This window comes from Duganella sp. AC917 (assembly GCF_979258245.1).
Genome location: NZ_OZ409848.1, coordinates 3,947,527 through 3,971,531, shown reverse-complemented (window position 1 = coordinate 3,971,531; position 24,005 = coordinate 3,947,527). Strand labels below are relative to the sequence as shown.

The 24,005-nt window shown below is 63.1% G+C and carries 21 protein-coding genes and 1 pseudogene; 16 read left to right on the top strand and 6 right to left on the bottom strand.

The window, feature by feature from the left end; genetic code table 11:
* Window positions 1-9 precede the first annotated feature (9 nt).
* The 4 genes from ACZ0BA_RS17165 to ACZ0BA_RS17150 all read left to right on the top strand — a co-directional run bounded on the left by ACZ0BA_RS17165 (window position 10) and on the right by ACZ0BA_RS17150 (window position 4,928).
* A complete protein-coding gene (locus ACZ0BA_RS17165) occupies window positions 10-1,239 on the top strand; it encodes an ArgE/DapE family deacylase (RefSeq protein WP_463452428.1) in 1,230 nt (409 codons plus the stop codon).
* Between the two features lie 173 nt (window positions 1,240-1,412).
* Complete coding sequence (locus ACZ0BA_RS17160) at window positions 1,413-2,687, top strand: paraquat-inducible protein A (RefSeq protein WP_463452427.1); 1,275 nt, start codon at window positions 1,413-1,415, stop codon at window positions 2,685-2,687.
* Window positions 2,680-4,308, top strand: coding sequence for a PqiB family protein (locus ACZ0BA_RS17155; protein ID WP_463452426.1), 1,629 nt, complete (start codon window positions 2,680-2,682; stop codon window positions 4,306-4,308). The genes ACZ0BA_RS17160 and ACZ0BA_RS17155 overlap by 8 nt, the downstream gene beginning before the upstream one ends.
* Entirely contained in the window at window positions 4,305-4,928 is a 624-nt protein-coding gene (locus tag ACZ0BA_RS17150) for a PqiC family protein (RefSeq protein ID WP_463452425.1), read from the top strand. The genes ACZ0BA_RS17155 and ACZ0BA_RS17150 overlap by 4 nt, the downstream gene beginning before the upstream one ends.
* A gap of 8 nt (window positions 4,929-4,936) precedes the next feature.
* On the opposite strand, the pseudogene ACZ0BA_RS17145 reads toward ACZ0BA_RS17150, so the two are convergent.
* Window positions 4,937-6,211, bottom strand: a pseudogene (locus ACZ0BA_RS17145) (amidase); the annotation flags it as partial.
* Between the two features lie 21 nt (window positions 6,212-6,232).
* Entirely contained in the window at window positions 6,233-6,376 is a 144-nt protein-coding gene (locus tag ACZ0BA_RS17140) for a hypothetical protein (protein WP_463452424.1), read from the bottom strand.
* 98 nt (window positions 6,377-6,474) lie between these two features.
* Here ACZ0BA_RS17140 and ACZ0BA_RS17135 point away from each other — a divergent pair, with 98 nt between their 5' ends.
* From ACZ0BA_RS17135 to ACZ0BA_RS17120, 4 genes are all read left to right on the top strand, one after another.
* Window positions 6,475-7,041, top strand: a complete 567-nt coding sequence (locus ACZ0BA_RS17135; protein WP_463452423.1) for a TetR/AcrR family transcriptional regulator — start codon at window positions 6,475-6,477, stop codon at window positions 7,039-7,041.
* Between the two features lie 84 nt (window positions 7,042-7,125).
* Window positions 7,126-7,830: a histidine phosphatase family protein gene (locus ACZ0BA_RS17130; RefSeq protein WP_463452422.1), complete on the top strand. Its 705-nt coding sequence runs from the start codon at window positions 7,126-7,128 to the stop codon at window positions 7,828-7,830.
* 53 nt (window positions 7,831-7,883) lie between these two features.
* Window positions 7,884-10,268, top strand: coding sequence for a DNA polymerase II (locus ACZ0BA_RS17125; protein WP_463452421.1), 2,385 nt, complete (start codon window positions 7,884-7,886; stop codon window positions 10,266-10,268).
* Window positions 10,269-10,278: 10 nt separating this feature from the next.
* Window positions 10,279-11,073 carry an isocitrate lyase/PEP mutase family protein gene (locus tag ACZ0BA_RS17120; protein ID WP_463452420.1) on the top strand — a complete coding sequence of 265 codons (795 nt, stop codon included), beginning with the start codon at window positions 10,279-10,281 and terminating at the stop codon, window positions 11,071-11,073.
* A gap of 10 nt (window positions 11,074-11,083) precedes the next feature.
* Here the strand turns inward: ACZ0BA_RS17120 and ACZ0BA_RS17115 are convergent, their stop codons facing one another.
* Together ACZ0BA_RS17115 and ACZ0BA_RS17110 are read right to left on the bottom strand one after the other, a co-directional pair.
* Entirely contained in the window at window positions 11,084-11,500 is a 417-nt protein-coding gene (locus ACZ0BA_RS17115; RefSeq protein ID WP_463452419.1) for a DoxX family protein, read from the bottom strand.
* Window positions 11,501-11,545: 45 nt separating this feature from the next.
* Complete coding sequence (locus ACZ0BA_RS17110; protein WP_463452418.1) at window positions 11,546-12,370, bottom strand: pirin family protein; 825 nt, start codon at window positions 12,368-12,370, stop codon at window positions 11,546-11,548.
* Between the two features lie 101 nt (window positions 12,371-12,471).
* Here ACZ0BA_RS17110 and ACZ0BA_RS17105 point away from each other — a divergent pair, with 101 nt between their 5' ends.
* Complete coding sequence (locus tag ACZ0BA_RS17105; protein WP_463452417.1) at window positions 12,472-13,359, top strand: LysR family transcriptional regulator; 888 nt, start codon at window positions 12,472-12,474, stop codon at window positions 13,357-13,359.
* Window positions 13,360-13,378: 19 nt separating this feature from the next.
* Here ACZ0BA_RS17105 and ACZ0BA_RS17100 read toward each other — a convergent pair whose 3' ends face one another.
* On the bottom strand, window positions 13,379-14,128 hold the full coding sequence (locus ACZ0BA_RS17100; RefSeq protein ID WP_463452415.1) for an SDR family oxidoreductase: 750 nt from the start codon (window positions 14,126-14,128) through the stop codon (window positions 13,379-13,381).
* A 517-nt stretch (window positions 14,129-14,645) separates the two neighbouring features.
* On the opposite strand from ACZ0BA_RS17100, the gene ACZ0BA_RS17095 reads away from it, so the two are divergent.
* The 4 genes from ACZ0BA_RS17095 (at window position 14,646) to ACZ0BA_RS17080 (ending at window position 20,095) form a co-directional block, all read left to right on the top strand.
* Window positions 14,646-15,413: a PEPxxWA-CTERM sorting domain-containing protein gene (locus ACZ0BA_RS17095; protein WP_463452414.1), complete on the top strand. Its 768-nt coding sequence runs from the start codon at window positions 14,646-14,648 to the stop codon at window positions 15,411-15,413.
* A gap of 304 nt (window positions 15,414-15,717) precedes the next feature.
* Window positions 15,718-17,871, top strand: coding sequence for a TonB-dependent siderophore receptor (locus tag ACZ0BA_RS17090; RefSeq protein WP_463452413.1), 2,154 nt, complete (start codon window positions 15,718-15,720; stop codon window positions 17,869-17,871).
* Between the two features lie 99 nt (window positions 17,872-17,970).
* The gene (locus ACZ0BA_RS17085) at window positions 17,971-19,071 is read left to right on the top strand and encodes an NADH:flavin oxidoreductase/NADH oxidase (protein ID WP_463452412.1); all 1,101 of its coding nucleotides are present in this window, start codon (window positions 17,971-17,973) and stop codon (window positions 19,069-19,071) included.
* Between the two features lie 406 nt (window positions 19,072-19,477).
* Complete coding sequence (locus ACZ0BA_RS17080; protein WP_463452411.1) at window positions 19,478-20,095, top strand: alpha/beta hydrolase; 618 nt, start codon at window positions 19,478-19,480, stop codon at window positions 20,093-20,095.
* 9 nt (window positions 20,096-20,104) lie between these two features.
* Here the strand turns inward: ACZ0BA_RS17080 and ACZ0BA_RS17075 are convergent, their stop codons facing one another.
* On the bottom strand, window positions 20,105-20,998 hold the full coding sequence (locus ACZ0BA_RS17075; RefSeq protein ID WP_463452410.1) for a LysR family transcriptional regulator: 894 nt from the start codon (window positions 20,996-20,998) through the stop codon (window positions 20,105-20,107).
* A 163-nt stretch (window positions 20,999-21,161) separates the two neighbouring features.
* Between ACZ0BA_RS17075 and ACZ0BA_RS17070 the strand changes: the two genes are divergently transcribed.
* The 3 genes from ACZ0BA_RS17070 to ACZ0BA_RS17060 are packed head-to-tail and all read left to right on the top strand — an operon-like array spanning window position 21,162 to window position 24,004.
* Window positions 21,162-22,361 (top strand): MFS transporter, encoded by a 1,200-nt coding sequence (locus ACZ0BA_RS17070; protein WP_463452409.1) that lies wholly within the window; start codon window positions 21,162-21,164, stop codon window positions 22,359-22,361.
* 51 nt (window positions 22,362-22,412) lie between these two features.
* The gene (paoA, locus tag ACZ0BA_RS17065; protein WP_463452408.1) at window positions 22,413-23,054 is read left to right on the top strand and encodes an aldehyde dehydrogenase iron-sulfur subunit PaoA; all 642 of its coding nucleotides are present in this window, start codon (window positions 22,413-22,415) and stop codon (window positions 23,052-23,054) included.
* On the top strand, window positions 23,051-24,004 hold the full coding sequence (locus ACZ0BA_RS17060) for an FAD binding domain-containing protein (RefSeq protein ID WP_463452407.1): 954 nt from the start codon (window positions 23,051-23,053) through the stop codon (window positions 24,002-24,004). The genes paoA and ACZ0BA_RS17060 overlap by 4 nt, the downstream gene beginning before the upstream one ends.
* Window position 24,005: the final 1 nt, after the last annotated feature.

Genomic DNA, 24,005 nt, shown 5'->3' with positions numbered 1-24,005 from the left:
GAAGCGATTATGAGCGGCACCAAGGAAAAACTGGCCAAATGGATCGATGACCACTTCGACGAGGAGGTCGGCGTTTTGCAGCAGTTGTTGCGCGTACCGACCGATACGCCGCCCGGTAATAACGCGCCGCACGCGGACATGGTGGCCGACCTGGTCAAGGCCTACGGCTGGAACGCCGAGAAGCACGCGGTGCCGCAGCAGGTGGTGCGCGACTACGGCATGGAGACGATCACCAACCTGATCGTCCGCCGCCCCTACCAGGCCGGCGGTCCGACCGTCGCGCTGAACGCCCACGGCGACGTGGTCCCGCCGGGCGACAACTGGAGCTATCCTCCCTACGGCGGCGTGGTGGAAAACGGCTTTATCTACGGGCGCGCGGCCGCCGTCTCCAAATGCGACTTCGCCACCTACATCTTCGCCACCCGCGCGCTGGAGGCACTGGGCGTGCCGCTCAAGGGTGGCCTCGAGCTGCATTTCACCTATGACGAGGAATTCGGCGGCCTGCTCGGGCCGGGCTGGCTGCTGGAGCAAAAGCTGACCAAGCCCGATTACGTCATCGCGGCGGGCTTCAGCTACAACATCGTCACCGCGCACAACGCGTGTCTGCAACTGGAGATCACGGTCAACGGCAAATCCGGCCACGGCGCGATGCCGGAAACGGGCCACGACGCGCTGCAGGCGGCGACGAAGATCCTCAACGCCATCTACGACCAGCTGCCGGAGCTGAAGAAGATCAAGTCCAAGGTGGACGGCATCGACTCGCCGACGATGCTGGTGGGCCGCATCGACGGCGGCACCAACACCAACGTCGTCCCGGGCAAGGTGGTGCTGAAGATGGACCGCCGCATGATTCCCGAGGAGGAGCCGGCGGAAGTCGAGGCGCAGGTGCGCGCGATGATCGAGAGCGCCGTTCGCGGCATCCCCGGCATCAGCCTGGAGATCAAGCGCCTGCTGTTGTCGCACGCGCTGCGCGAGCAGCCGGGAACAGAAAAGCTGGTCGCCAGCCTGCAGCAAAACGCGCAAACCTACATCGGCGAGCTGATTCCGGCGCAGGGCACGCCGCTGTACGCGGACGCGCGATTGTACGGCGAGCATGGCATCCCGGCGGTGTTGTACGGCGCCGGCCCGCGCACGGTGCCCGAATCGAACGCCAAAAAGGCCGATGAGCGCCTCGACCTCGAGGACTTGCGCAAAGCCACCAAGGTAATTGCCGCCACCCTGCTCGATTTCCTCGGATAAACCCCGGGGTCAAGTCTGTCATTCGGACACGAGCCCGGCGGTCAAGCCCGCTACGGTCCAGGTTGTGTCCGAATGACAGACTTGACCCCCGTAGTTGGGGTGTTGGGTAGCGCACCGCAGCTGCAATCAAGATTGCCGTATGATATGGAAATTATTGTCCATACGGCTAGCCTGTGCTTCGATACGAGTTGATCAGTTGCCATGACTGCGGGGTGCTGTACCAGTACCGCCCGGTGCGGCCGCGCGAGAAGGCGCGCTGCGTTCGCTGCGGCTCCGTCCTCTATCGCGGCATCCATTCCGATCCGAACCGCATGGCCGCCATCACCCTCGGCGCCATCGTCACCTTTCTGATCGCGCAGTTTTTCCCTATCGTCGAGCTGCAAATTGGCGACAATAGCACCAGCGCGACTTTGCTGGGCGCCATCCGCGTGCTTTGGCATGAGCAGATGCAGCTGGTGGCGGCCGTCGTGTTCCTGTTTACGATGCTGCTGCCGGCGGTGGAGCTGGGGGCGCTGTTTTATGTGACGATGTCCCTGCGCGCCGGCCGTCGTCCTCCCGGCTTCGACCATCTGCTGCGTGCCGTCGGCGCCGCGCGTCGCTGGGGCATGACCGAGGTGCTGATGATCGGTATCCTGATCACCATCGTCAAAATGACCAGCCTCGCACAGGTTTTGCTGCAGCCAGGGCTGTTCGCTTTCGGCGTGCTGACACTGATGCTGGCCATCGTGGTCTCCTTCGATCCCAAACACCTGTGGAATATCGGCGAACATTTGCCCGGCCCTGGCGGGCCGCGTGCGTCCCAGCGTGAGTTTCACTACAAGTTCGTGCCCGGCGGCGCGCATATGGAAGCCTGCCATGGCTGCGGCCTGGTGGCCTCGGTGCCGCGCAGCGCACGCCATCAGCGCTGCGAGCGTTGCGGCGCGGCCCTGCATCGGCGCCGCCCAGATAGCGTCGGCCGCACCTGGGCCTTTCTGCTGGCGGCCACCATCCTGTATATCCCGGCCATGCTGCTGCCGGTGATGTACACCGATTCGCTGTTCGGTAAAGAGGACGATACGATCATCAGCGGTGTGATGTTGTTCTGGAATAGCGGCTCGCAGGCGCTGGCGATCATTATTTTCGTCGCCAGTATCGTGGTGCCGGTGCTGAAGCTGGCCGCGTTGTCGCTGCTGGCACTGACCGCGCAGACGCGATCACGCTGGCGTCCGCAGCAACGCACGGCGCTTTACCGGATCGTGGAGTTTGTCGGCCGCTGGTCGATGCTCGATATTTTTGTCATCACCTTGACCGTGGCGCTGGTGCGCTTCCAGACGCTGGCGGTGATCACCGCCGGTCCCGGCGCGCTGGCATTTTGCGCGGTGGTGGTGCTGACGATGCTGGCGTCGATGCAGTTCGACCCGCGCCTGATTTGGGATCCAACCGATTCAAATGGAGAAAAACATGCCTGAAAACGAAGGCGGCCAGCCGCCCCTGAACGAGCCACACGTGGAGAAGGCCAGCCGCTTGCCTTCGCTGGTGTGGCTGATTCCCTTGCTGGCGGCCTTGATCGGCGCCGGCCTGGTGGTGAAGTCGTTCATCGATCGCGGACCTACCGTGACGGTGAGCTTCCGCAGCGGCGATGGCCTGGAACCCGGCAAGACCAAAGTCAAGTTCAAGGATGTCGACATTGGCCTGGTGCGCTCGATTTCGCTGGCGCGCGATCTGACCAAGGTGCTGGTCACCATCGACATGCGCAAGGAAGCGTCGCGCTTCACCGCCATCGATACCCGTTACTGGGTGGTGCGGCCGCGCATTGGCGCCAGTGGCGTCTCCGGTCTGAATACCCTGCTGTCCGGGTCTTACATCGGCGTCGATGCCGGCAAGTCGGAAGAGACCAAAGACGAATTCACCGGCCTTGAACAGGCGCCGCAGGTGGCCTTCGACGAGAAGGGCAGCTATTTCACGCTCCACGGCGAGACCCTCGGTTCAATTGATGTCGGTTCGCCGATTTTCTATCGCCGCATCCCGGTCGGGCAGGTGGCCGCCTACGATCTGGAGCCGAAAGGGCGCGGCATCAACATGAAGGTGTTCGTCAAGTCGCCTTACGACCAGTACGTCGGCAAGGGTACGCGCTGGTGGCATGCCAGCGGTGTCGACGTGCGGCTCGATTCGAACGGCTTCAAGGTCAATACGCAGTCGCTGGCGGCACTGCTGGTCGGCGGTATCGCCTTCGAGAGCATGAACGGCCAGAAGCCCGCCGCCGCAGCGCCCACCGGCAGCGAATTCCTGCTGGCCGCCGATCAGGCCAGCGCGCTGCGCGAGCCCGATGGCGCGCCGATCACCACGGTGCTGTATTTCGACCAGTCGCTGCGCGGCCTCTCGCAGGGCGCCACCGTCGATTTCCGCGGCATCGTGCTGGGCGAGGTGCGCTCGGTCGGCGTGGAGTTCGATCCGGTCAAGAAGTCGTTCCGCATGCCGGTGACGGTCGATATGTATCCGGCCCGCCTGGGCCGCGCCTTCCAGAAGAGCGTCGACGAGGATCAGCGCAACAGCGCCGGCTCGCAAGTGCTGGAGCGGATGGTGGCGCGCGGCCTGCGTGGCCAGCTCCGCACCGGCAATCTGCTTACCGGACAGCTGTATGTGGCGCTGGACTTCTTCCCCAACGCGGCGGCGGTCAAGCTTGACATGAGCAAGGAGACGGTTGAATTGCCGACGGTTCCTAACAGTTTGGACGAACTGCAAACGCAGCTTGCCAGCATCGCGCGCAAACTCGATAAGGTGCCGTTCGACGAAATCGGCGTCAATCTGCGCGATACGCTGAAGAGCGCCAATATCCTGCTCAAGCAGCTCGACTCGCAAGTGGTGCCGGAGATGAAGGACACCCTTGGCGCGGCGCGCAAGACGTTCAGCACCGCCGACCAGATACTGCAAAAGGATTCGCCGGTGCAGTCGGATTTGCGCGAGGCCTTGCAGCAGCTGACGCAGACCATGCAATCGCTGAACGCCTTGTCCGATTATCTGGAACGCCATCCGGAATCGCTGTTGCGCGGCAAAGGCAGCAAGCAGGATAAACTGGGAGAGAAAAAATGACGCAGACGACTAATCGACGCACCGGCGCCGTGCTGGCGGTATTGACGGCGACGGCGCTTGCGCTAACCGGCTGCGCCAGCACGCCGCCTGAGCATTTCTACAGCCTGAGTAACGGCATGGGCGTCGCACCGAAGGCCGACACCCCGGCCGCCGCCTACTATATCGAGGTGCCGGCGGTGACCGTGCCACAGCAGGTTGCGCGCAATCAGATGGTGGTCACCACGGGTGCCGGTAGCATCGATCTGCTGGAATACGACCGCTGGGCGTCGCCGCCCGCGTCTGAGATCGGCCAGGCGCTGTCGCTGGCGATTTCCGGCGAGCTGGGAACCATCGACGTGTTCCGCACGCCGTCGCCGGACGGCATGCCGGTCTACCGCATCAGCACCAACGTGCAGCGCTTCGAATCGGCGCCCGGCAAGTACGCGCTGATCGACGCGGTGTGGAGCGTGCGGCTGGTGGGCGGCACCAAGGTGCTCACCTGCCGCAGCGTCGCCAACGAGGAGGTCGGCGCCGGCAACGACGCGCTGGTGGCCGGCCACCGCCGTGCCGTGGTGCGCATTGGGGCCGACATTTCCAAGGCCGTACGTGCGCTGGCCGCCGGCGGCAACGCCGGCTGCTGAATGGATCGCTAGCGTCCCGCCCACACCGGCGGGACGCGTCCGGTCCACGGCGCGGCTTGTTCCAGCTGGCCGGCGAGGCGCAGCAGCAGGCCATCCTGGCTGAAGCCGGCGGCGAACTGCACGCCGATCGGCAATCCATCCCGGCTCGATCCCAGTGGCACCGACATCGCCGGCACGCCCGCCACGTTGAACAGCGGCGTGTAAGGCGAGTGGCGGAATACGTGGCCCGTCCATTCCAGTCCGTCCATTTGCGCCGTTCCCTCGGTGTAGACGCCGATGCGCTGCGCGGTGTCAGGCAGCGTGGGCGTGAGCAGCACGTCGTACCGGCCGAAATAATCCGCGACGGCGCGGCTGACGCGGTTGCGTACCTCCAGCGCACGCGCGAACGCCGGCGCGAGCGCGCGGCGGCCATACTCGTAACAGGCCAGCGTGGAGGGCTCCAAAGTCGAAAGATCGGCTTTGCGCCCCGTGGCCGCCGCGAAGCCGTCGATCCATCCCACCAGATTGGCGCACCAGATCTGCGCGTTGGCGTGCACGAATTCCTCCCACGTCACGCCGATGTCCAGCTTTATCTCATCGACGTCGTGGCCCAGTTGACGGCATAGCTCCGCCGCCGCCTGCGTCGCCGTCGCCACTTCCGCGCTGGGCCACTGGCCGCTCCACGCTTGCTGCATCACGCCGATGCGCAGCCTGCCCGGCGCGCGCGTTACCTCGGACAGGAATGTGTGTTGCGCCGGCTCGGTGAAATAAGGTTCGCCCGCGTCTGGACGGTTGATTGCATCCAGCAGCGCGGCGCTGTCGCGTACCGAGCGGCTGACACCCAGCTGAACGCCAAGTCCATTGAATACCTCGTCCATCCCGGGGCCGTTGGACACGCGGCCGCGTGTCGGTTTCAGGCCGAACAGTCCTGTCGACGCGGCCGGAACGCGGATCGAGCCCGCCGCGTCGGTGGCGTGCGCCATCGGCACGATGCCGGCGGCCACTGCCGCCGCGCTGCCGCCGCTCGAACCACCGGCGCTGTGCTCGAGATTCCAGGGGTTGCGGGTCGGCCCGTTGAACAGCGATTCGGTGGTGGTGCTGAACGCCATTTCCGGCGACGCAGTGCGTCCCAGCGTTACCAGACCGGCGCGGTGGAAGTGTCGCATTAGATTGGAGTCATCAGCGGCGATGTAGCCTGCCGCGATACGGCTTCCCAGTTCCATCCGTTTGCCCGCCATCGTGATGGCGACGTCCTTGATCAGGAATGGCACCCCAGCGAAAGCGCCGCCGGCGCCTTTCTCGTCGGTCGTTTCGGCCGGCCACTGTTATACCACGGCGTTGACCAGCGGATTGACGTTGGCGATTGCGTGGGCGGCAACCGTTCGCAGTTCGGCGCCGCTCACATCGCCATGTGCCACCAGCGCGGCCAGGCCCAGGGCGTCGTACTGCACGTATTCGGAGAGTTTCATGTAGATCCCTTAAAGTCAGGATGATACCGATCGGTATCATCAGTTTGTGGGATAATGATACCGAACGGTATCTTTGTCAAGAAAATCCTGGAGAGATCATGAGCGAAGCAAAGCAGTCCATCCGCGAGCGCTTGTTCGACGCGGCGTCGCAGTTGTTTTACGCCGAAGGCATACGCGGTGTCGGCGTGGAGGCGATCGCCAAGGCCGCGCAGACCACCAAAATGGGTCTGTACCGTCATTTTGAGTCGAAGGATGTGCTGATCACCGAATGGGTGCGGGAACTGGTGGCGGAGTATGCGGCGGTCCTCGACGGGCTGGAGGCGTCGCACCCCGACGATCCGCGCGCACAGTTGATGGGTTTTGCGGAATTCATCGCCGACGATGTGGCCGGCTCTTCGTACCGGGGCTGCCCGTTCATCAATACCATCGCGGAGCTGCCAGCCGCCGACCATCCTGCGCGGCAGCTGATCGAGGCGCACAAGGTTCGGCAGCTGCGGCGTCTCGGCGCGCTGTGCGCCAAGGCCGGCATCGCGGAGCCAAAGCAGGCCGCCGTCCATCTGACCTTGCTGCTCGAAGGCGCCCAAAGCGCCGCGCAGAATGGATCGGTGCCGCGTTTGCGCGAAAACCTGCTCAAACTGGCCGACTCGATACTGAAAGCGGCCTAGCGTGATGAAATAAAAATATTCATTTGATGATTTTTACCCCGGCCGTTAAGCTGTGCGGGACTGTTTGGACAGGACTAAAAATATATGGGACAAATTTACCTGGTGCGCAGCGGACAAGCCTCCTTCGGCAGCACCAATTACGATCAGCTGTCAGCGATGGGTTACGAACAGGCGCGCCTGCTGGGCGGTTGGTTCGCCAAAGCGGGGCAGCCGTTTCACTGCATGATCACCGGCGGCATGGCGCGTCACCACCAGACCGCCGACGCCTGCGTCGCGCAGCTGGAAAGTAAGCAAGTGCAGCACGCCGAGTGCCTGACTGACCAGGGTTTCGCCGAATTCGATCATCATGAGGTGATGCTGCGGCATTGTCCCGAGTTTGCCGACGCCGGTACTTTCCAGCGGCTGCTGGCGCGTTCGGCCGATCCCCAGCGGGCGGCGGAGCAGTTGTTCCGGGCCGCGATGCAGCGCTGGATGACCGGCTGGCACGACGACCAATATGCTGAAACGTGGCCGGACTTCCGCCGCCGCGTGGTGTCCGCGCTGGAACGGCTGGATACGCCGGACAGCAAACGTACCACGATCGTATTCACCTCCAGCGGCGTGATCGCGACCGTCATCCAGCACGTGCTGGGGTTTCAGGATTTTCAGGTGATGGAGATGACGTGGAAGCTGGCCAATTGCGCCGTCACCCGTTTGCTGCACCGTCCGGGCGAATTCGGTCTGAGTTATCTGAACAATTATTCGCACCTCGAGCAACCGGGGCGGGACAACGCGGTGACGTACCGCTGAACCAGGACCTGTTGGCCGGATCTTGACTGTATGCGCGTACAGTATAATGACGTATGCTTACTCCCGCAGATCCACCTTCACGGCAAGGATTTATCCTGACCCGCCATTGGCGCGACGCGGCCAATGGCACGGAGATCGAGTTTTGGCTGGCGACCGACGACGGCCCCAGGAAAATCCGCCTGACGATGCAAACCTCCGTGGCCTTTGCCGAGGCGCGGGAGCGCTCGGCCATCGAGGCGCTGCTGGATAAATCCGACGGCATCGAGCTGCGCGAATTGAAGCTCAAGACCTTTGAGCGCGAACCTGTCATCGGTGTCTACTCATCCCGCTATAAGCAGCTGACGGCGCTGGAGCGCACGCTGCGCGACCATGGCATCAAGATGTACGAGGCCGATATCCGCCCGCCGGAGCGCTATCTGATGGAGCGCTTCATCACCGCCGGCGTGCAGGTGGAGGGCGGCCGCGTCGAAGGCGCCACCATCCGCGACTGCAAACTCAAACCCGCGCCGGACTACCGCCCCAAGCTCAAGATGGTGTCGCTCGATATCGAGACCAGCGCCTACGAGGACCTGTATTCGATCGCGCTTGAAGGCTGCGGCCAGCGCCAGGTATATATGCTTGGCGCGCCCCCCGCCGAGGCGCCGGACGAAATCGACTTCGACCTGGAATACTGCGCCACGCCGCGCCAGCTGATCGAAAGGCTCAACGCCTGGATGGCGCGCCACGATCCCGATGTGCTGGTGGGCTGGAACGTGGTGCAGTTCGACCTGCGCGTGCTGCAAAAAAACGCCGACAAGCACAAGATCGCGCTGACCCTGGGCCGCGAGGGCAAGACCATCGAATGGCGCGAGCATCCCGGCAAGCAGGGATACATGTTCGCGCCGGTGGTCGGCCGCGTGGTCCTCGACGGCATCGATGCGCTGAAGGCGGCGTCGTGGATGTTCCCGTCCTTTAGCCTGGAGAACGTCTCGCAGGCGATGCTGGGCGAGGGCAAGGATATCGGCGACGTCTATGACAAGATGGCGGAAATCGAACGTCGCTTCAGGGAAGACAAGCCGGCGCTGGCCCACTACAACCTGAAAGACTGCGAACTGGTCACGCGCATTTTCGACAAGGCCAATCTGCTGGCCTTCATGATCGAACGCGCGACGGTGACCGGTTTGCAGGCCGATCATCTGGGCGGTTCGATCGCCGCCTTCGGCCACCACTACCTGCCGCGCATGCACCGCGAAGGCTACGTGGCGCCGAACGTGGGCGACATCGCCGGGGGCGCCTCGCCGGGCGGCTTCGTCATGGATTCCAAGCCCGGGCTGTACGATTCGGTGGTGGTGCTGGATTATAAAAGCCTGTATCCGTCGATCATCCGAACCTTCCTGGTCGATCCGGTCGGGCTGGTCGAGGGCGAAGCAGCGGAAGATCCGGCGTCGGTGGTGGAGGGCGTCAACGGCACCGTGTTCTCGCGAGAGAAGCATTGCCTGCCCGAGATCACCACGCGGATGTGGAAGCAGCGCGACGCCGCCAAGCGTGCCAGGAACGAGCCGCTGTCGCAGGCGCTTAAGCTGCTGATGAATTCCTTCTGCGGCGTGCTTGGCGCGACAGAATGCCGGTTCTTCAATCCGCGCCTGATCTCCTCGGTGACACTGCGCGGACACCAGATGATGAAGCAGACCCGCGAACTGGTCGAGGCGGAAGGCTATGACGTCATCTACGGCGACACCGATTCGATCTTCATCTGGCTCAAAAAAGAGTACAAGAACGCCGACGCGCTGGAAATCGGACAGCAACTGGCGAACAAGATCAACGCGTGGTGGCACGCCATGTTAAAAGAGAAGCATGGCCTGGACTGCCATCTGGAGATTGAATTCGACACGCATTTCCAGAAGTTTTTCATGCCGACGATACGCGGCACGGAAATGGGCAGCAAGAAGCGCTATGCCGGCTTGACGATCAATGCCAAGGGCGAGGAAGAAGTGATCTATCGTGGCCTGGAAGTGGCGCGCAGCGACTGGACGCCGTTGGCGCAGCAGTTCCAGAAGGGCCTGTTCCTGCGCATCTTCAAGGACGAACCGTACCAGGAATTCGTCCGCGACTACGCGCGCAAAACGCTGTCCGGCGATTTCGACGAGCTGCTGGTTTACCGCAAGCGGCTGCGCCATCGGCTCGACGAGTACAAGGTCAACGTGCCGCCGCAGGTGCGCGCCGCGCGCCTGGCCGACGAATATAACCAGTCGCATCACCGCCCGCTGCGGTATCAGAACGGCGGCTGGATCAGCTACGTGATGACCACCGGCGGTCCCGAGCCGCTGGAGGCGATGCGCTCGAATATCGATTACGATCACTATCTGACCAAGCAATTGCAGCCGATCGCCGATTCGATTTTGCTGCCGATGAAGGACAGTTTTTCCAGCCTGACCACCTCACAAGCCAGTCTTTTTTAAGGGAGCGACCATGAGCGATTTCAAGAAACTGCACGACGGCAGCAAGCTGCTGCACCTGCCCAACGCCTGGGATGCCGGCAGCGCGCGTTTGTTCGAGAGCCTTGGCGCTCCCGCCATCGCGACCACCAGCGCCGGCGTGGCCTGGGCTGCCGGATACGCCGATGGCGACAACATGCCGGCCGACGTGGCCATCGCCGTCGCCATCAACATCGCGCGCGTGCTGACGGTGCCGTTGTCGGTCGATCTGGAAAACGGTTATTCGGATGATGCGGAAGTGGTCGCGCAAAACGCGTCCAAGCTGGCCGACGCCGGTGTGGCCGGCATCAACCTGGAAGATGGCCACGGCACGCCTGAAGCGCTGGCCGCGAAGATCGTCGCGATCAAGAAATCGGTCGCGGCAGCGGGCAAGGATATCTTCATCAACACCCGCACGGATGTATATCTGAAGGGATTGGCGGCCGAAGGTGAGAGGGTGGCGGAGGTGTTGAAGCGCGCCGCGATCTACAAGGCGGCAGGAGCCGATGGTTTGTTCGTGCCGGGTATCTGCAAGGTCGACGAGATCGAGGCCGTGGTTGCCGGCGCCGGCTTGCCGGTCAACGTGATGGATTGGCCGGGCGTGCCGTCCGCCGATGCGTTGCATAAGCTGGGCGTGCGCCGCTTGAGCGCAGGTTCCGGCATACCGCAGGCTTTGTGGGCCGTTGCCGCCGACATGGCGAAGGGTTTTCTGACCACCGGCAGCGCCGGTCCGTTGGTGGACAAGGCGATGCCTTATGGTCAGTTGCAGGCGCTATTCATCAAACCGTGATGGACGCGCATCAGCCCCGTGACACGCTTGCCTTCGCGCGGTTGTCCAGGCTATAGGCTCCGGCGCCAAACGCCACCACCTGCAGCAGGCCACCAGCCATCGCAAAGTTCTTCAGCAGATGGATCATTTGGTTCTGGTCACCCACCGCGTGGTGGAAGGCCAGGCCGGTGACGATGGAGAACGCCGCCAGCGCCAGCGCCACCAGGCGCACGCGGAAGCCCAGTATCAGCAGCAAGCCGCCGCCAACTTCGGCCACCACCGCGACCGCCATCGCCAACGGCGCGAATGGCAGGCCGCTCGCGGCGATATAGCCTATCGTCGCCTCGGGCGCCGCCAGCTTGCCAAGGCCACTCAAGAGGAAGATGGCCGCCAGCAGTACGCGGCCGATCACCGGGATGACGGAATTGGTTGGGTTGATGGTGTTCATGCTTGTTCCTTTCGAGGATAAATGTAGATTTTTTTACGGAACTGCTTACATCAGGTTCGCGGCGCGCAAATGGGCGCCGATACGCTGGATTTCTTTTTCGCCCTGTTCCAGCGCGGCAGCGCTGGTATGGACCGAGTAGTAGCCGGTAACCAGGTCGTACGGATGCCTGGTGGCGGAACCGAGCACGAAGTCGGTGACGCCCTCGGCGACGAAATCGATGGCTTCATTGCCTTCGGCGAAAACCGCCACCTCGCGGCCGACCGTGGTGCCTGCGGTGCGCAACGCGCCTTGTGCGACCGATACCCAAGCCACGTCGTGTCCCGCCGGCGGCGTATAGGTCCAGCGTTCGCCGTCACGCAGCTTGACGTGCAGGTAGTTGATCGAAGCGCGCGGACGAATCGGGCTGACGGCGCCGCCGTAGCTGCCGATGATGACGCGCGCCGGGCCGACGCTTGGCACCTGTTCAGGTGCCAGATAGTTGCTGTGCGCCGGGCCGTTCTCGTCTTCGGCGGGCAAGGCCAACCACAATTGGAAGCCGGACACGCGCTCGCCTGCGGCCGGGCCGCCGTCGTGCCAGACGCCGCCGCCGGCGCTCATCCACTCGACGCCGCCAGCGGCCAGCACGCCGCTGTTGCCCGTCGTTTCCCGGTATTGCGAAGCGCCCTCAAGCAACACGGTGACGGTGGCGATACCCGAGTGGGGATGCATTCCCATCATGCCGCCATCACTGGATTCCGCCTGGAACAGGTCGAGGAACACGAAAGGTTTAATCAGTTGGCCGACATCTCCAGGGCTGACGAGGCGGGTGATAGGTCCCCGAGTCTTGCCGGTGGTGCGGAATACCAGACGACGTTCGCTTGCTTGTTTCATGTTGTTCTGCTTGGCATTGATTGCATGGATGAATCATAGAACCGCATGATCCATCTGCGAAGCCTATATAATTGGATGGATAGTATCCAGGGAGTAGATGCATGCTTGATGCGATGTCGATGGACCAGTTGCGCACCTTTATCGCCGCAGCGGACGAGGGAAGCTTTTCCGCCGCCGGTCGCAAGTTGGGCCGCGCGCAGTCGGTGGTCAGCACCACGCTTGCCAACCTTGAGCAACAGGTCGGCTTTCCGCTGTTCGAACGAACCGGGCGCTATCCCCGCCTGACCGAGGCCGGCAGGGCGCTGCTGGAACAGGCCAGGGCGGCGGCCGACAGCATGGATGCGTTCAAAGCCAAGGCGCGCACTCTGGCCGAGGGGCTGGAGCCGGAGTTGGCGGTGGCGGTGGATGTGATGTTTCCGATTGAAACGCTGACGGCGGCGGTGCAAGCGTTTAAAAAAGCTTATCCGGACACGCCGTTGCGGCTATACGTGGAAGCGCTGGGTGCGGTCTTGCAGCCGCTGTTGAATGGCAATTGCCGGATCGCGATTATCGGTACGTTACCGGATATCCCCGACGGCTGCGCCTCGGATTTTTTACTCACGGTAACCGGCGTCGCCGTGGTTGCGCCCAGCCACCCGCTGGCGGCTTTCAGCGGGCCGATTCCGCGCTCGGTGGCCACCGGTCATGTGCAGCTGGTGCTGACCGACCGCACCAGCCTGACGGCCGGCCGCGACTTTGGCGTCATGTCATCGCAGACCTGGCGCCTGGGTGACCTGGGCGCCAAACATGCTTTCCTGCGGGCCGGCCTGGGGTGGGGTTACATGCCCGTGCACATGGTCGACGAGGATTTGCGCACCGGCAGGCTGGTCAAGATTACGCTCGAAACACATCCCGCCGCCGGCTCCGGTATCGCCATGCACGCGCTGCACATGAAGGATTTGCCGCCCGGACCCGCCGGCAGATGGTTCGTCAACCAGTTAAAACTGTAGCAGCTGTAGAACCGGGACTTTAGAACATGCTGGCCGTCGGCCGCACGATGATCTCGCTCACATCCACGTCGGCCGGCTGGTCGATGGCGAATTGGATCGCGCGGGCGATCGCCTCCGGCTTGATCGAGATCTGGCGGAAAGCGCGCATTTCCTCGCGGCCGCCCGCATCCGAAATCGATTCGGCCAGTTCGGACTCCACCACGCCCGGCGACACCACCGTCACGCGGATGTCGCCGCCCACCTCCTGTCGCAGGCCTTCGGAAATCGCCGCCACCGCGAACTTGGTGGCGCAATAGACCGCTGCCGTCGGGCTCACCGTATAGGCGCCGATCGACGCCAGGTTGATGATCTGGCCGCTGCGCTGTTTCTGCATCAGCGGCAGCGTTGCCGCGATGCCGTGCAAAACGCCGCGAATGTTCACATCGATCATGCGGTTCCACTCGTCGACCTTGAGCGCCTCCAGTTTCGACAGCGGCATCACCCCCGCATTGTTGATGATCACGTCGACGCGGCCATGCCGGTCGACAGCAGCGTCGACGAAGCGTTGCATGCTTTCCTGGCTGGTCACGTCGAGCGCGGCCACGCTGGCCGAGCCGCCCGCCGAGCCGATCTCGACGGCCAACGCTTCCAGCCGATCGGTGCGGCGCGCGCCCAGCACCACATGCATGCCCTGGGCCGCCAGATGCTTCGCGGTGGCTTCGCCGATACCGCTGCTGGCGCCGGTGATGAGGACGACTTTTTTCGATGGCTGATTGATTGCATTGTTCATTTTTGCTCCCTGTGGTTGAAGTGCGATGGAGCAAGTATGAGCAAAGAGGTGCGCCGCGAGAATACCGGATCGTCTTTCTAGCTTGCCTGATCCTCCAAAACAGTTGCAATGGGTTGATTGGTATTTGTAGCGAAATAGAAACATTCTTAACTGCACAGTTGCAGCGACAAGATGAGCGGTTTTTACTTTTTCCAAACGGACAAATATCGTGTTGAACGCCGGTGCCTTGTCATAGGGAAGTGACTGAGGTTTATCGTAATCTGAAACTTTTTGTTACAGTTTCTTGACGGAATATCACATATTCCCACGGAAACTTGGTTACATTTTCCTTACAAAATAGTTTCATGCAAGCTTTGACAGTCGAGGTCGCCGAACAACAGAATCGGCCTACACCCGCTTAAGAAAACATTAATTCTGATGTGCTTCCAAGCTGGCTTTTGGCCATCCGCCAGATGTCGGAAAAGCGGGTGTGGTGTTAGCGCTATCTCTCTAACTGTCTGATAAAAAAGGAAGACTCATGACTTTGAATAAAGCAATGATGGCATTGACGTTGTCCCTGGCCGGTGGCTTGGCAATGGCTGCGCCGAGCTCCTCGTTCGTCGATTTTTCCAACGGTGCCCAGGGATGGGAAGGCATGCAACCGCTGGATGGTATCGGCGGTTCGGGCATCGATCCCAACATGGGAAATGGTGCGCCGGCCCTGCATACGGTGATGGAAAACTTCGGTATCAGTTTCAGCAACAGCACCAACCAGTCGTATCTGGGCGATTACGGCAAACTGGGTAGCGTCACCATTGGCCTGGACGTGGTGGCCAATTCGATCCGCTATTTCAACCAGGAAGTTTCGCGCCACATGGTCGTGGAGTTGCGCGACTACGGCAACACGCCGCAAGGCATGCCCTACACCAGTGTTTGGTACGACCTGGGCACTATCGACTACACCAAAGGCTGGCAGCATCTCTCTGTGACTATCGGTGACACGACATCGACCGCGCTGCCTACCGGCTGGGGCGGTTACGGCACCTCCGACGACGCCGGCGGCCCTGGCCTGCCGCCGGGCCGTACCTTCGCCGACGTTCTGTCCAGCATCGACGAACTGGTGTTCACCACCTACGTTCCCGGCTACATGTACGGCTTCACGGACTATGACGTCGCGGTCGACAATATTTCCGTCAGCGCCGTGCCGGAGCCATCGACCTACGCCATGATGCTCGGCGGCCTGGGCATGGTGGGCTGGATGAAGCGCCGCAAATCGCGCGCCGCCTCGTCGGCAACGATGGCCTAAGCTCCACTGTTAGAAAAATTTGTTGATGAATCGGAGAGTGGGGCCCCGCTTTCCGATTGCATGATTCTACAAAACCGCCAGCTTCGCCGACCACGCTCCGCACGATTGCCCCTTGCGTGACCGACAATCAGTCAATAAAATGCGAATGATTCTTATTTAGAAATATCAGCCAGGTGCAGCGCTCCCCAGCCAGATAACAATCCATCGTTATACAAGGGGAGTGGTAATGCGATCAGAGAAGTTAGAGGCCGGTGTTGCGGGTAGCGTTCCGGTGCAGCGAGGGGTAGCGGTATGGCGCCCGCGCATGATGTCGATGGCGGTTGCCGGGGCGCTCGCGGTGCTCGGCGTCAACACCGCTCATGCGGAAGACAAGGCAGCCGACGGTGCCGATCCGGCACCGATACCGACCGTACAGATTACCGGCCAGGCGGGTCCGGGCGACACCACCGAGGGCACCGGCTCCTACACGACCCGCAGCATGAACACCGCCACCCGGCTGGACATGTCGGTGCGCGAAACGCCGCAGTCGATCAGTGTGGTCACGCGCCAGCAGATGGACGACCTGAACCTGCAATCGGTCGACCAGATCGTCAACATCACGCCGGGTCTGTCGCTTAACCGGAACGGCACCGACCGCAACAGCATCTATTCGCGCGGCTTCGCCATCTCCAACTTCACCGAGGACGGCCTGACCATGGCCAGCGAGAGCGACACGCTCGGCTTTGCCACGCTAGCGATGTACGACCGCATCGAAGTGCTGCGCGGCTCGGCCGGCATGGCGATCGGCGCGGGCACGCCCGCTGGCACGCTCAACTTCGTGCGCAAACGCCCGACCGCCGACACCCGCGTAGCGCTCACCGGCAGCGTCGGCCGCTACAACGATTATCGCGGCGAGGTCGACGTCAGCGGCGCCCTGAACGCCGCCGGCACCTTGCGCGCGCGCGCCGTGCTCGCCTACCAGGACACCGACACCTTCATCTCCAATTACGGCCACAAGCGCAAACTGGCCTACGTCGCGGCCGACGCCGACCTGTCGCGCGACACCACATTGAGCGTCGGCTTCCACTACAACCAGGAAAAGAACAACGGTTCGACCTGGTACGGCTTGCCGACATCGCAAACCGGCGTCTTCCTGCCGCTGGACCGCTCCGCCAGCAACGCGCCGGACTGGACCACGTGGGACAAGACCAACACCCGCGTCTTCGCCGAACTCGAGCACAAGCTGGGCGGCGGCTGGAAGGTCAGGCTGGCCGGCCAGGCGTTGACCGACGACATGGATTCGGAAGTGGTCGGCATCGGCCGGGTGCCGCGCACCGAGCTGTTCCGTTTCATCGCCGCGGACAACTTCATCTACGACCGCGAGCAGCGCAGTTATGACGCCCAAGCCTCCGGTCCGTTCTCGCTGCTGGGCCGCCAGCATGAGATCGTCTTTGGCGCCAACTACCGCAACCGCCATACGTCCGACAAAGGCCTGCAATCGGTGCCTGCGTACGATTATGTTTTCGATCCGGTCAACTGGGACAGCAGCGCGCCGCAGCGTCCGGTGATGAACGATTTCTACTACGGCCAGGCGGTCAAACTCAAGCAGCAGGCCGTCTATGCCACCGCGCGATTCAGCCTGGCCGAGCCGCTGTCGCTGCTGCTGGGCGCCCGCGTGGACTGGTATGACTACGCCTTGCACAACACCTTCACCGGCGCCCGCTCGGGCTACAAGATCGACAACGAGAAGACGCCCTACGTCGGCCTGGTCTACGACATCAACGGCACCTATTCGCTGTACGGCAGCTGGACCAGCATCTTCAATCCGCAAAGCGCGGTGGACCGTGACGGCGCGCTGCTCGACCCGGTCACCGGCATCAACATGGAGGCCGGCGTCAAGGGCGAATACTTCGGTGGCGCGCTCAACGCCTCAGCTGCCGTGTTCCGCATCCGGCAAAAAAACCTGGCCAACGCGCTGCCGGTGGGCCAATGCGCGCCCGGCGTGCTGTCGTGCTCGGAATCGACTGGCGAAGTGCAAAGCGAGGGCGTCGAGCTGACCCTGGCGGGCGAGCTGGCGAAAGACTGGCAGGCCAGCGCCGGCGTTACCGTCAACTCGGCCAAGTATGCCAAGGCGCAGGGCAGCAACAAGGCCGGCGCGCGCTTTGCCGCCGAGCGTCCGACCCGGCTGCTGCGATTGGCGACCAGCTACCGTCTGCCCGGCAATCTGAACGCATGGCGCGTAGGCGCGGCCGTGCGCGCGCAAAACCGCATTTTCAGGACCAACGTGCCGATCCGGCAAAGCGGCTACGCGATCGTCGATCTCAACGCCGGCTGGCAGGCAACCAGGCAACTGGATCTGAGCATGAGCGTGACCAATCTGTTCGACCGCAGCTATTACCAGAGCATTTCGGCCCTCGACAGCGGCAACGCCTTTGGCGACCCGCTGAGCTATAACGTGACGGCGAGATACCGTTTCTGAGCGATACCGCGTGAACGCGCACGTCGTCGCCAGTCGTGAAGTGGAGAATTTTCAGCCATGACATAATCGCTGGAATTCTCCACAAACGAAGGGCACGGCGTGAGCAAACTTTTTTCCTCTTTCAAGATTGGGCAGCTGGAGCTGGCCAACCGCATCGTCATCGCACCGATGTGCCAATATTCGGCCGAGCAGGGCAGCGCGACCGACTGGCATATGATTCATCTGGGCACTCTGGCGCTGTCAGGCGCCGGCCTGCTGATCCTTGAGGCCACCGCCGTCTCGCCACAGGCGCGCATCTCGCCCGCCGACCTGGGTTTGTATTCCGATGAGAACGAACAGGCGTTGGCGCGCGTGCTCGCCGCCATCCGCAAGCACTCCGACATGCCGGTCGGCATCCAGCTAGGGCACGCGGGACGCAAGGCTTCCTGCGCCGCGCCGTGGGACGGCGGGACGCAAGTGGCGTCGGATGCTGGCGGATGGCAAACCGAGGCGCCGTCCGCAGTACCGTACGCGGACACGGACCGTCCGCCCACGGCGCTGGACGACGCCGGCCTTGCGCGCGTACGCGAAGAGTTCGCACAGACCGCGCGCCGTGCGGCCAGGCTGGGGCTGGACATGATCGAGGTGCACGCAGCGCACGGCTATCTGTTGCACCAGTTCCTGTCGCCGTTGTCCAACCAGCGCACCGACCAATACGGCGGCTCGCTGGAGAACCGCATGCGCTTCCCGCTGGAAGTATACGACGCCGTGCGCGCAGCCTTCCCGGCGGATAAGCCGGTTGGCGTGCGCATCTCCGCCACGGACTGGGTCGAAGGCGGCTGGGATGTCGAACAAAGCGTGGCGTTTTCCAAGGCGCTGGCCGAGCGCGGCAGTGCCTATGTGCACGTGTCGAGCGGCGGCCTGTCGTCACAGCAGAAGATCGACGTGGGTCCGGGCTACCAGCTGCCGTTCGCGCAGGAGATCAAGCGCCAGGTCGCCGTGCCGGTCATCGGCGTTGGCATGATCACCACGCCGGAACAGGCGGAAACGGCGATCCGCGACGGCAGCGCCGATCTGGTGGCGCTGGCGCGCGGCATCCTGTACGACCCGCGCTGGCCATGGCACGCGGCGGCCACGCTTGGCGCGCAGGTCAAGGCGCCGAAGCAGTATTGGCGTTCGCAGCCCTCGGCGTACAAGAACCTGTTCGCGACCGGGAAGTAGTTTATAGCTGGCTTACTCGAAGCTGTGCTCTTCCAGGGGGGGCGCGGGCGGGCGATAGATGCAGGATAAAAGCGGCAGAATAAAGCTCGGGAAACAGTGCGAATTGGAGGAGGTAGGTCCTGCAGGCGAGCGTGTCGTGCTGGCTTCTGTCAAGTTGACTTCGGCGGCGCACGAGACGACGAGGGCGTCATTGCGCGAGCTACGGAGCAGTGCGTTTCGGTTTGCCGTTGGATGCGTGCAGCATACTTTTTCCAAACCTCTATCCCGAAGCCGATTTACCGCTTGGTTAGCTTGCGGTTTCATTCATGCGCGCGGTGCATAAAGGCATTCGCGTCCGCAGGCTATATCCGGGCCCTGCTTGAGACTACAGTCATGTCATCGACGATTACTCAAACAGGAGCACAGCATGAACGAAATCGGGATCGGCGTGCTCGGTGTGTGCGGCAGCGGCAGTTTCGTCATCAGCGCGGCGAAGATCGATCCGCGCATGAAGGCGATTGCCACCGTGAGCATGTACGACATGGGCGCGGTCAACCGCAATGGCTTGCGCCACGCGCAGAGCGTCGAGCAAAGAAAGCAGATCATCGCCGAGGCGGCGCAGCAGCGCTATGTGGAGTTCAAAGGCGGCGAGACGCGCTACACCGGGGGCACCACCCATGTGCTGAACAGCGACACGCATCCGGTCCAGCGCGAGTTCTACGATTTCTATCGCACCAAACGCGGTGAGTTCACGCCGAAAGGCTCGTCGCCGCTGCTGACCACCCACCCGACGTTAAGCAGCAACGTCAAGTTCATGAACTTTTATCCGTTTAACGATATCGAGACGATTTCGCCGCGCCCGATGTTGTTCATCACCGGCGACCTGGCGCACTCGCGCGAATTCAGCGAGGAGGCCTACAAGCTGGCGGCCGAGCCGAAGGAGATCGTCATGATTCCCGGTGCGGGGCACGTGGATTTGTACGACCGGACCAAGCTTATTCCCTTCAATAAGCTGGCCAATTTCTTTACGCTGCACCTGAAATAAAGGCGCCGCTTAGCCCTGGTAACGCAGCGCGTCGATGACCAGCGTGAAGGCGCGCGATGGATGGCGCCGCGACAGGTAGTAGGCGTGCAGGCCAGGGAATGGCCGGCACCACGCTTGCATCACGCTCACCAGCCGGCCGTCCTTGACGTATGGCTCGGCGAATTCCGCCGTCACGAACGCCAGGCCGACACCGCTCACCGCCGCGTTCAGCATCTGATACGCGCTGTTGAAGGTGGCCTGGCCGCTGACCTTCACCTCGATCGGCTTGTCGCCGTCGCACAGCTCCCACGCGTAGACGCCGCCGTTGGACGACAGGCGCAGGGTGATGCAGTTGTGCTGTAACAGATCCTGCGGCGATGCCGGTACGCCGCGCCGTTTGAAGTAGTCCGGCGAGCCGACGATGGCCATCGGCGCGTCGGCCGTCAGGCGCACGGCGATCATGTCCTGTTCGACCTGGTCTCCCCAGCGCACGCCGATATCGAAGCGTTCGGCCACGATGTCGTGCATCCGGTAGTCGGAGTTGATCTCGATGCGCAGGTCGGGATATTGCGGCAGCAGGTGGGCCACGCGCGGCCACAGCACGCTGTCGATGATGTGGTCGATGGCGGTGATGCGGATCAAACCCGCCGGGCTGCCGCCAAGGTCGCTGATGGCGGCGATCTCCGCCTCGATCTCGGCAAAGCGCGGCGCCACGGTTTCCATCAGCCGCTCGCCGGCTTCGGTCGGGGCCACGCTGCGGGTGGTGCGCGCCAGCAGTTGCACGCCCATGCGCGCCTCCAGCCCGCGCACGATGTGGCTCAGTCCCGACTGCGACATGCCCAGTTTGGCGGCCGCGCGCGTGAAACTGCGCTCGCGCGCCACCTCGAGGAACACAAGAATGTCGTTGATGTTTTCGCGGGCCATGGGGGCGCTTTCGGGTGGGTGATCTTGCATTCTAGCAGTTGCACGGTGCCTCGCGGATGGGCGCGATTGATGATTTCGCTGCATAAACCCTAGCGAATCCGCATGGCGTACGGGCCTCTTAATACCGCTACCATGCCTGATTGGAATTGGAAAGACGAACACAATGGAAATCGCAAGCAACTCTCTACCCAAGCAATCTTTCACCGGCCAACCCGCCTGGAGCGCGGTCGGTTCCATGGCCATGTGCGTGACGATGCTGATCGCGTCCGAATTCATGCCGGTCAGCCTGCTCACGCCGATCGCCAGCGACCTGGGCGCCACGCAAGGCATGGCCGGGCAGGCGATCTCGATCTCCGGCCTGTTCGCCGTGGTGACCAGCCTGCTGATCCCGGCGATCGCCAGCCATTTCGACCGGCGAAACGTGCTCATCGCGCTGACCGGCGTGATGCTGGCCTCGCTGGTGCTGATCGCCTGCGCGCCTAACTTCGCCGTGCTGATGGTTGCCCGTTCGTTATTGGGTGTCACCATCGGCGGCTTCTGGGCCCTGGCCACGGCCACGGTGATGCGTCTGGTTCCAGCCGAGTCAATTCCCAAGGCACTCGGCTTGATGTACACGGGTAACGCCGTCGCGGCCGCGTTTGCCGCGCCCATCGGCAGCTACTTCGGCGCCATCATCGGCTGGCGCGGCACGTTCTGGGCCCTGACGCCGTTCGTCATCGCCAATCTGGTGTGGCAATGGATCAGCTTGCCATCGATGCCGCCGCAGGCCGCCAACCCGGTAGGCAAAGTGCTTGGCCTGCTGAAACGCCCGAACGTGGCGTTCGGCATGGCCGGGGTGATGCTGTCGTTCGCCGGCGCGTTCGCCACGTTCACCTATCTGCGGCCCTTCCTGGAGGCCTACACCGGCGTCACGGTGCCGCAGCTCTCGATGTTGTTGCTGGGCCTGGGCGCGGCAGGCTTCTTGGGCACGTATGGCGCGACCGTGATGCTGGGCACTCATTTGTACGGCTTGCTGCGGTGGCTGCCGCTGGCGCTGGGTGTCGTCACGCTCGCGCTGCTGGCCGTCGGCCACGTGTTTTGGGCGGTGGGGATCGCGCTGGTTGTGTGGGGCGCGTTGAACGCGGCCATTCCGGTGGCCTGGTCGACCTGGCTGAGCAAAGGCATCGCCGACGAGCCGGAAAGCGGCGGCGGCCTGCTGGTGGCGGCGATTCAACTGGCGATCATGCTCGGCGCCGCGCTTGGCGGCGTGCTGCTGGACCATTTGTCGATCATGGCCACGTTGATCGGCGGGGCGCTCATGCTGGCGCTTTCATCGATCATCGTCGGCCATGGCGGCCGGCTCAAGCCGCAAGCGCCGGCCTGATTCCACGATACCCAGTATTTTTTTTCCTGAACCAAGACAGATCGGAACCCCATGGACAATTCCAGCGAGATCAAGATAACCCGGCGCGAGCTGCTCATCGCCGGCGCGGTGTCGGCGACGGCGGTGGCGGTGCCGCTGGCGCAAGCGCAGTCGCGCGTGGCGACCGATTTCAGTAACGCGCCCTTCATCACCAAGGTCTCGTTGCGCGTCAACGACAAGCCGCACACGCTGCACCTGGACACGCGTACCACTTTGCTCGACGCGCTGCGCGAACACCTGCACCTGACCGGCACCAAAAAGGGTTGCGACCATGGCCAGTGCGGCGCTTGCACCGTGATGGTTGATGGCCGCCGCATCAATTCCTGCCTCACGCTGGCCGTAATGCACGAGGGCGCGCAGGTCACCACCATCGAGGGCGTGGGCCAGCAGGACAAACTGCATCCGATGCAGGCGGCGTTCATCAAGCACGATGGCTACCAGTGCGGTTACTGCACGCCGGGGCAAATCTGTTCCGCCATCGCGGTGCTCGATGAGATCAAGCAGGGTATTCCGAGCCATGTCAGCCCGTCGCTGACGGTGCGCCCGCTGCTCAGCGCCGACGAGATACGCGAACGCATGAGCGGTAACATCTGCCGCTGCGGCGCTTACGCCAACATCCTAGACGCCATCGTCGAAGTGGGAGGTGCTGCATGAAGGTCTTCACCTATCAACGCGCCGGCACGCCGGTGGAGGCGGCCGTCGCGGCGTCCACCGTTCCGGGCGCCCGCTTCATCGCCGGCGGCACCAACCTGCTCGATTTGATGAAGCTCGAGATTGAAACGCCGGCGCACCTGGTCGACGTCAACGGGCTTGGCCTCGACAAGATCGAACCGACGAAAGACGGCGGCCTGCGCATCGGCGCGTTGGTGCGCAATACCGAACTGGCCGCCGATGCGACCGTGCGGCGCGACTACGGCGTGCTGTCGCGCGCCTTGCTGGCCGGGGCGTCGGCGCAGCTGCGCAACAAGGCCACCACTTCCGGCAACCTGTTGCAGCGCACCCGCTGCCCCTATTTTTACGACACTAACCAGGCATGTAACAAGCGCGTGCCGGGCAGCGGCTGTTCGGCCATCGGTGGCTTTAGCCGCTCGCACGCCGTCATCGGCGTCAGCGACGCTTGCATCGCCACCCATCCGAGCGACATGGCGATCGCCATGCGCCTGCTGGACGCGCAGGTCGAGACGGTACGCGCCGATGGCGCCGCCCGCACGATTCCAATCGCGGATTTCCATCGCCTGCCGGGCACCACGCCGCACATCGAGACGGCATTGCAACCGGGTGAGTTGATCACCGCCGTCACCTTGCCCAAGCCGCTCGGCGGCGTCCACCTGTATCACAAGGTGCGCGACCGCGCTTCTTACGCGTTCGCGCTGGTGTCGGTGGCGCTGGTGGTCCAGCGCGACGGCAGCGGGCGTGTCGCCGTCGGCGGCGTCGCCCACAAGCCGTGGCGTGTGGAGGAGGCCGACCGCTTGCTGCCGCGCGGTGCCAGCGCGGTCGCCGAGCGCCTGCTGCAAGGTGCGCGCACGACCGAACAAAACGCCTTCAAGGTCCCGCTGGTGCAACGCACGCTCGCCGCCATGCTGGCCGATCCGAAGAAAGGGTAAT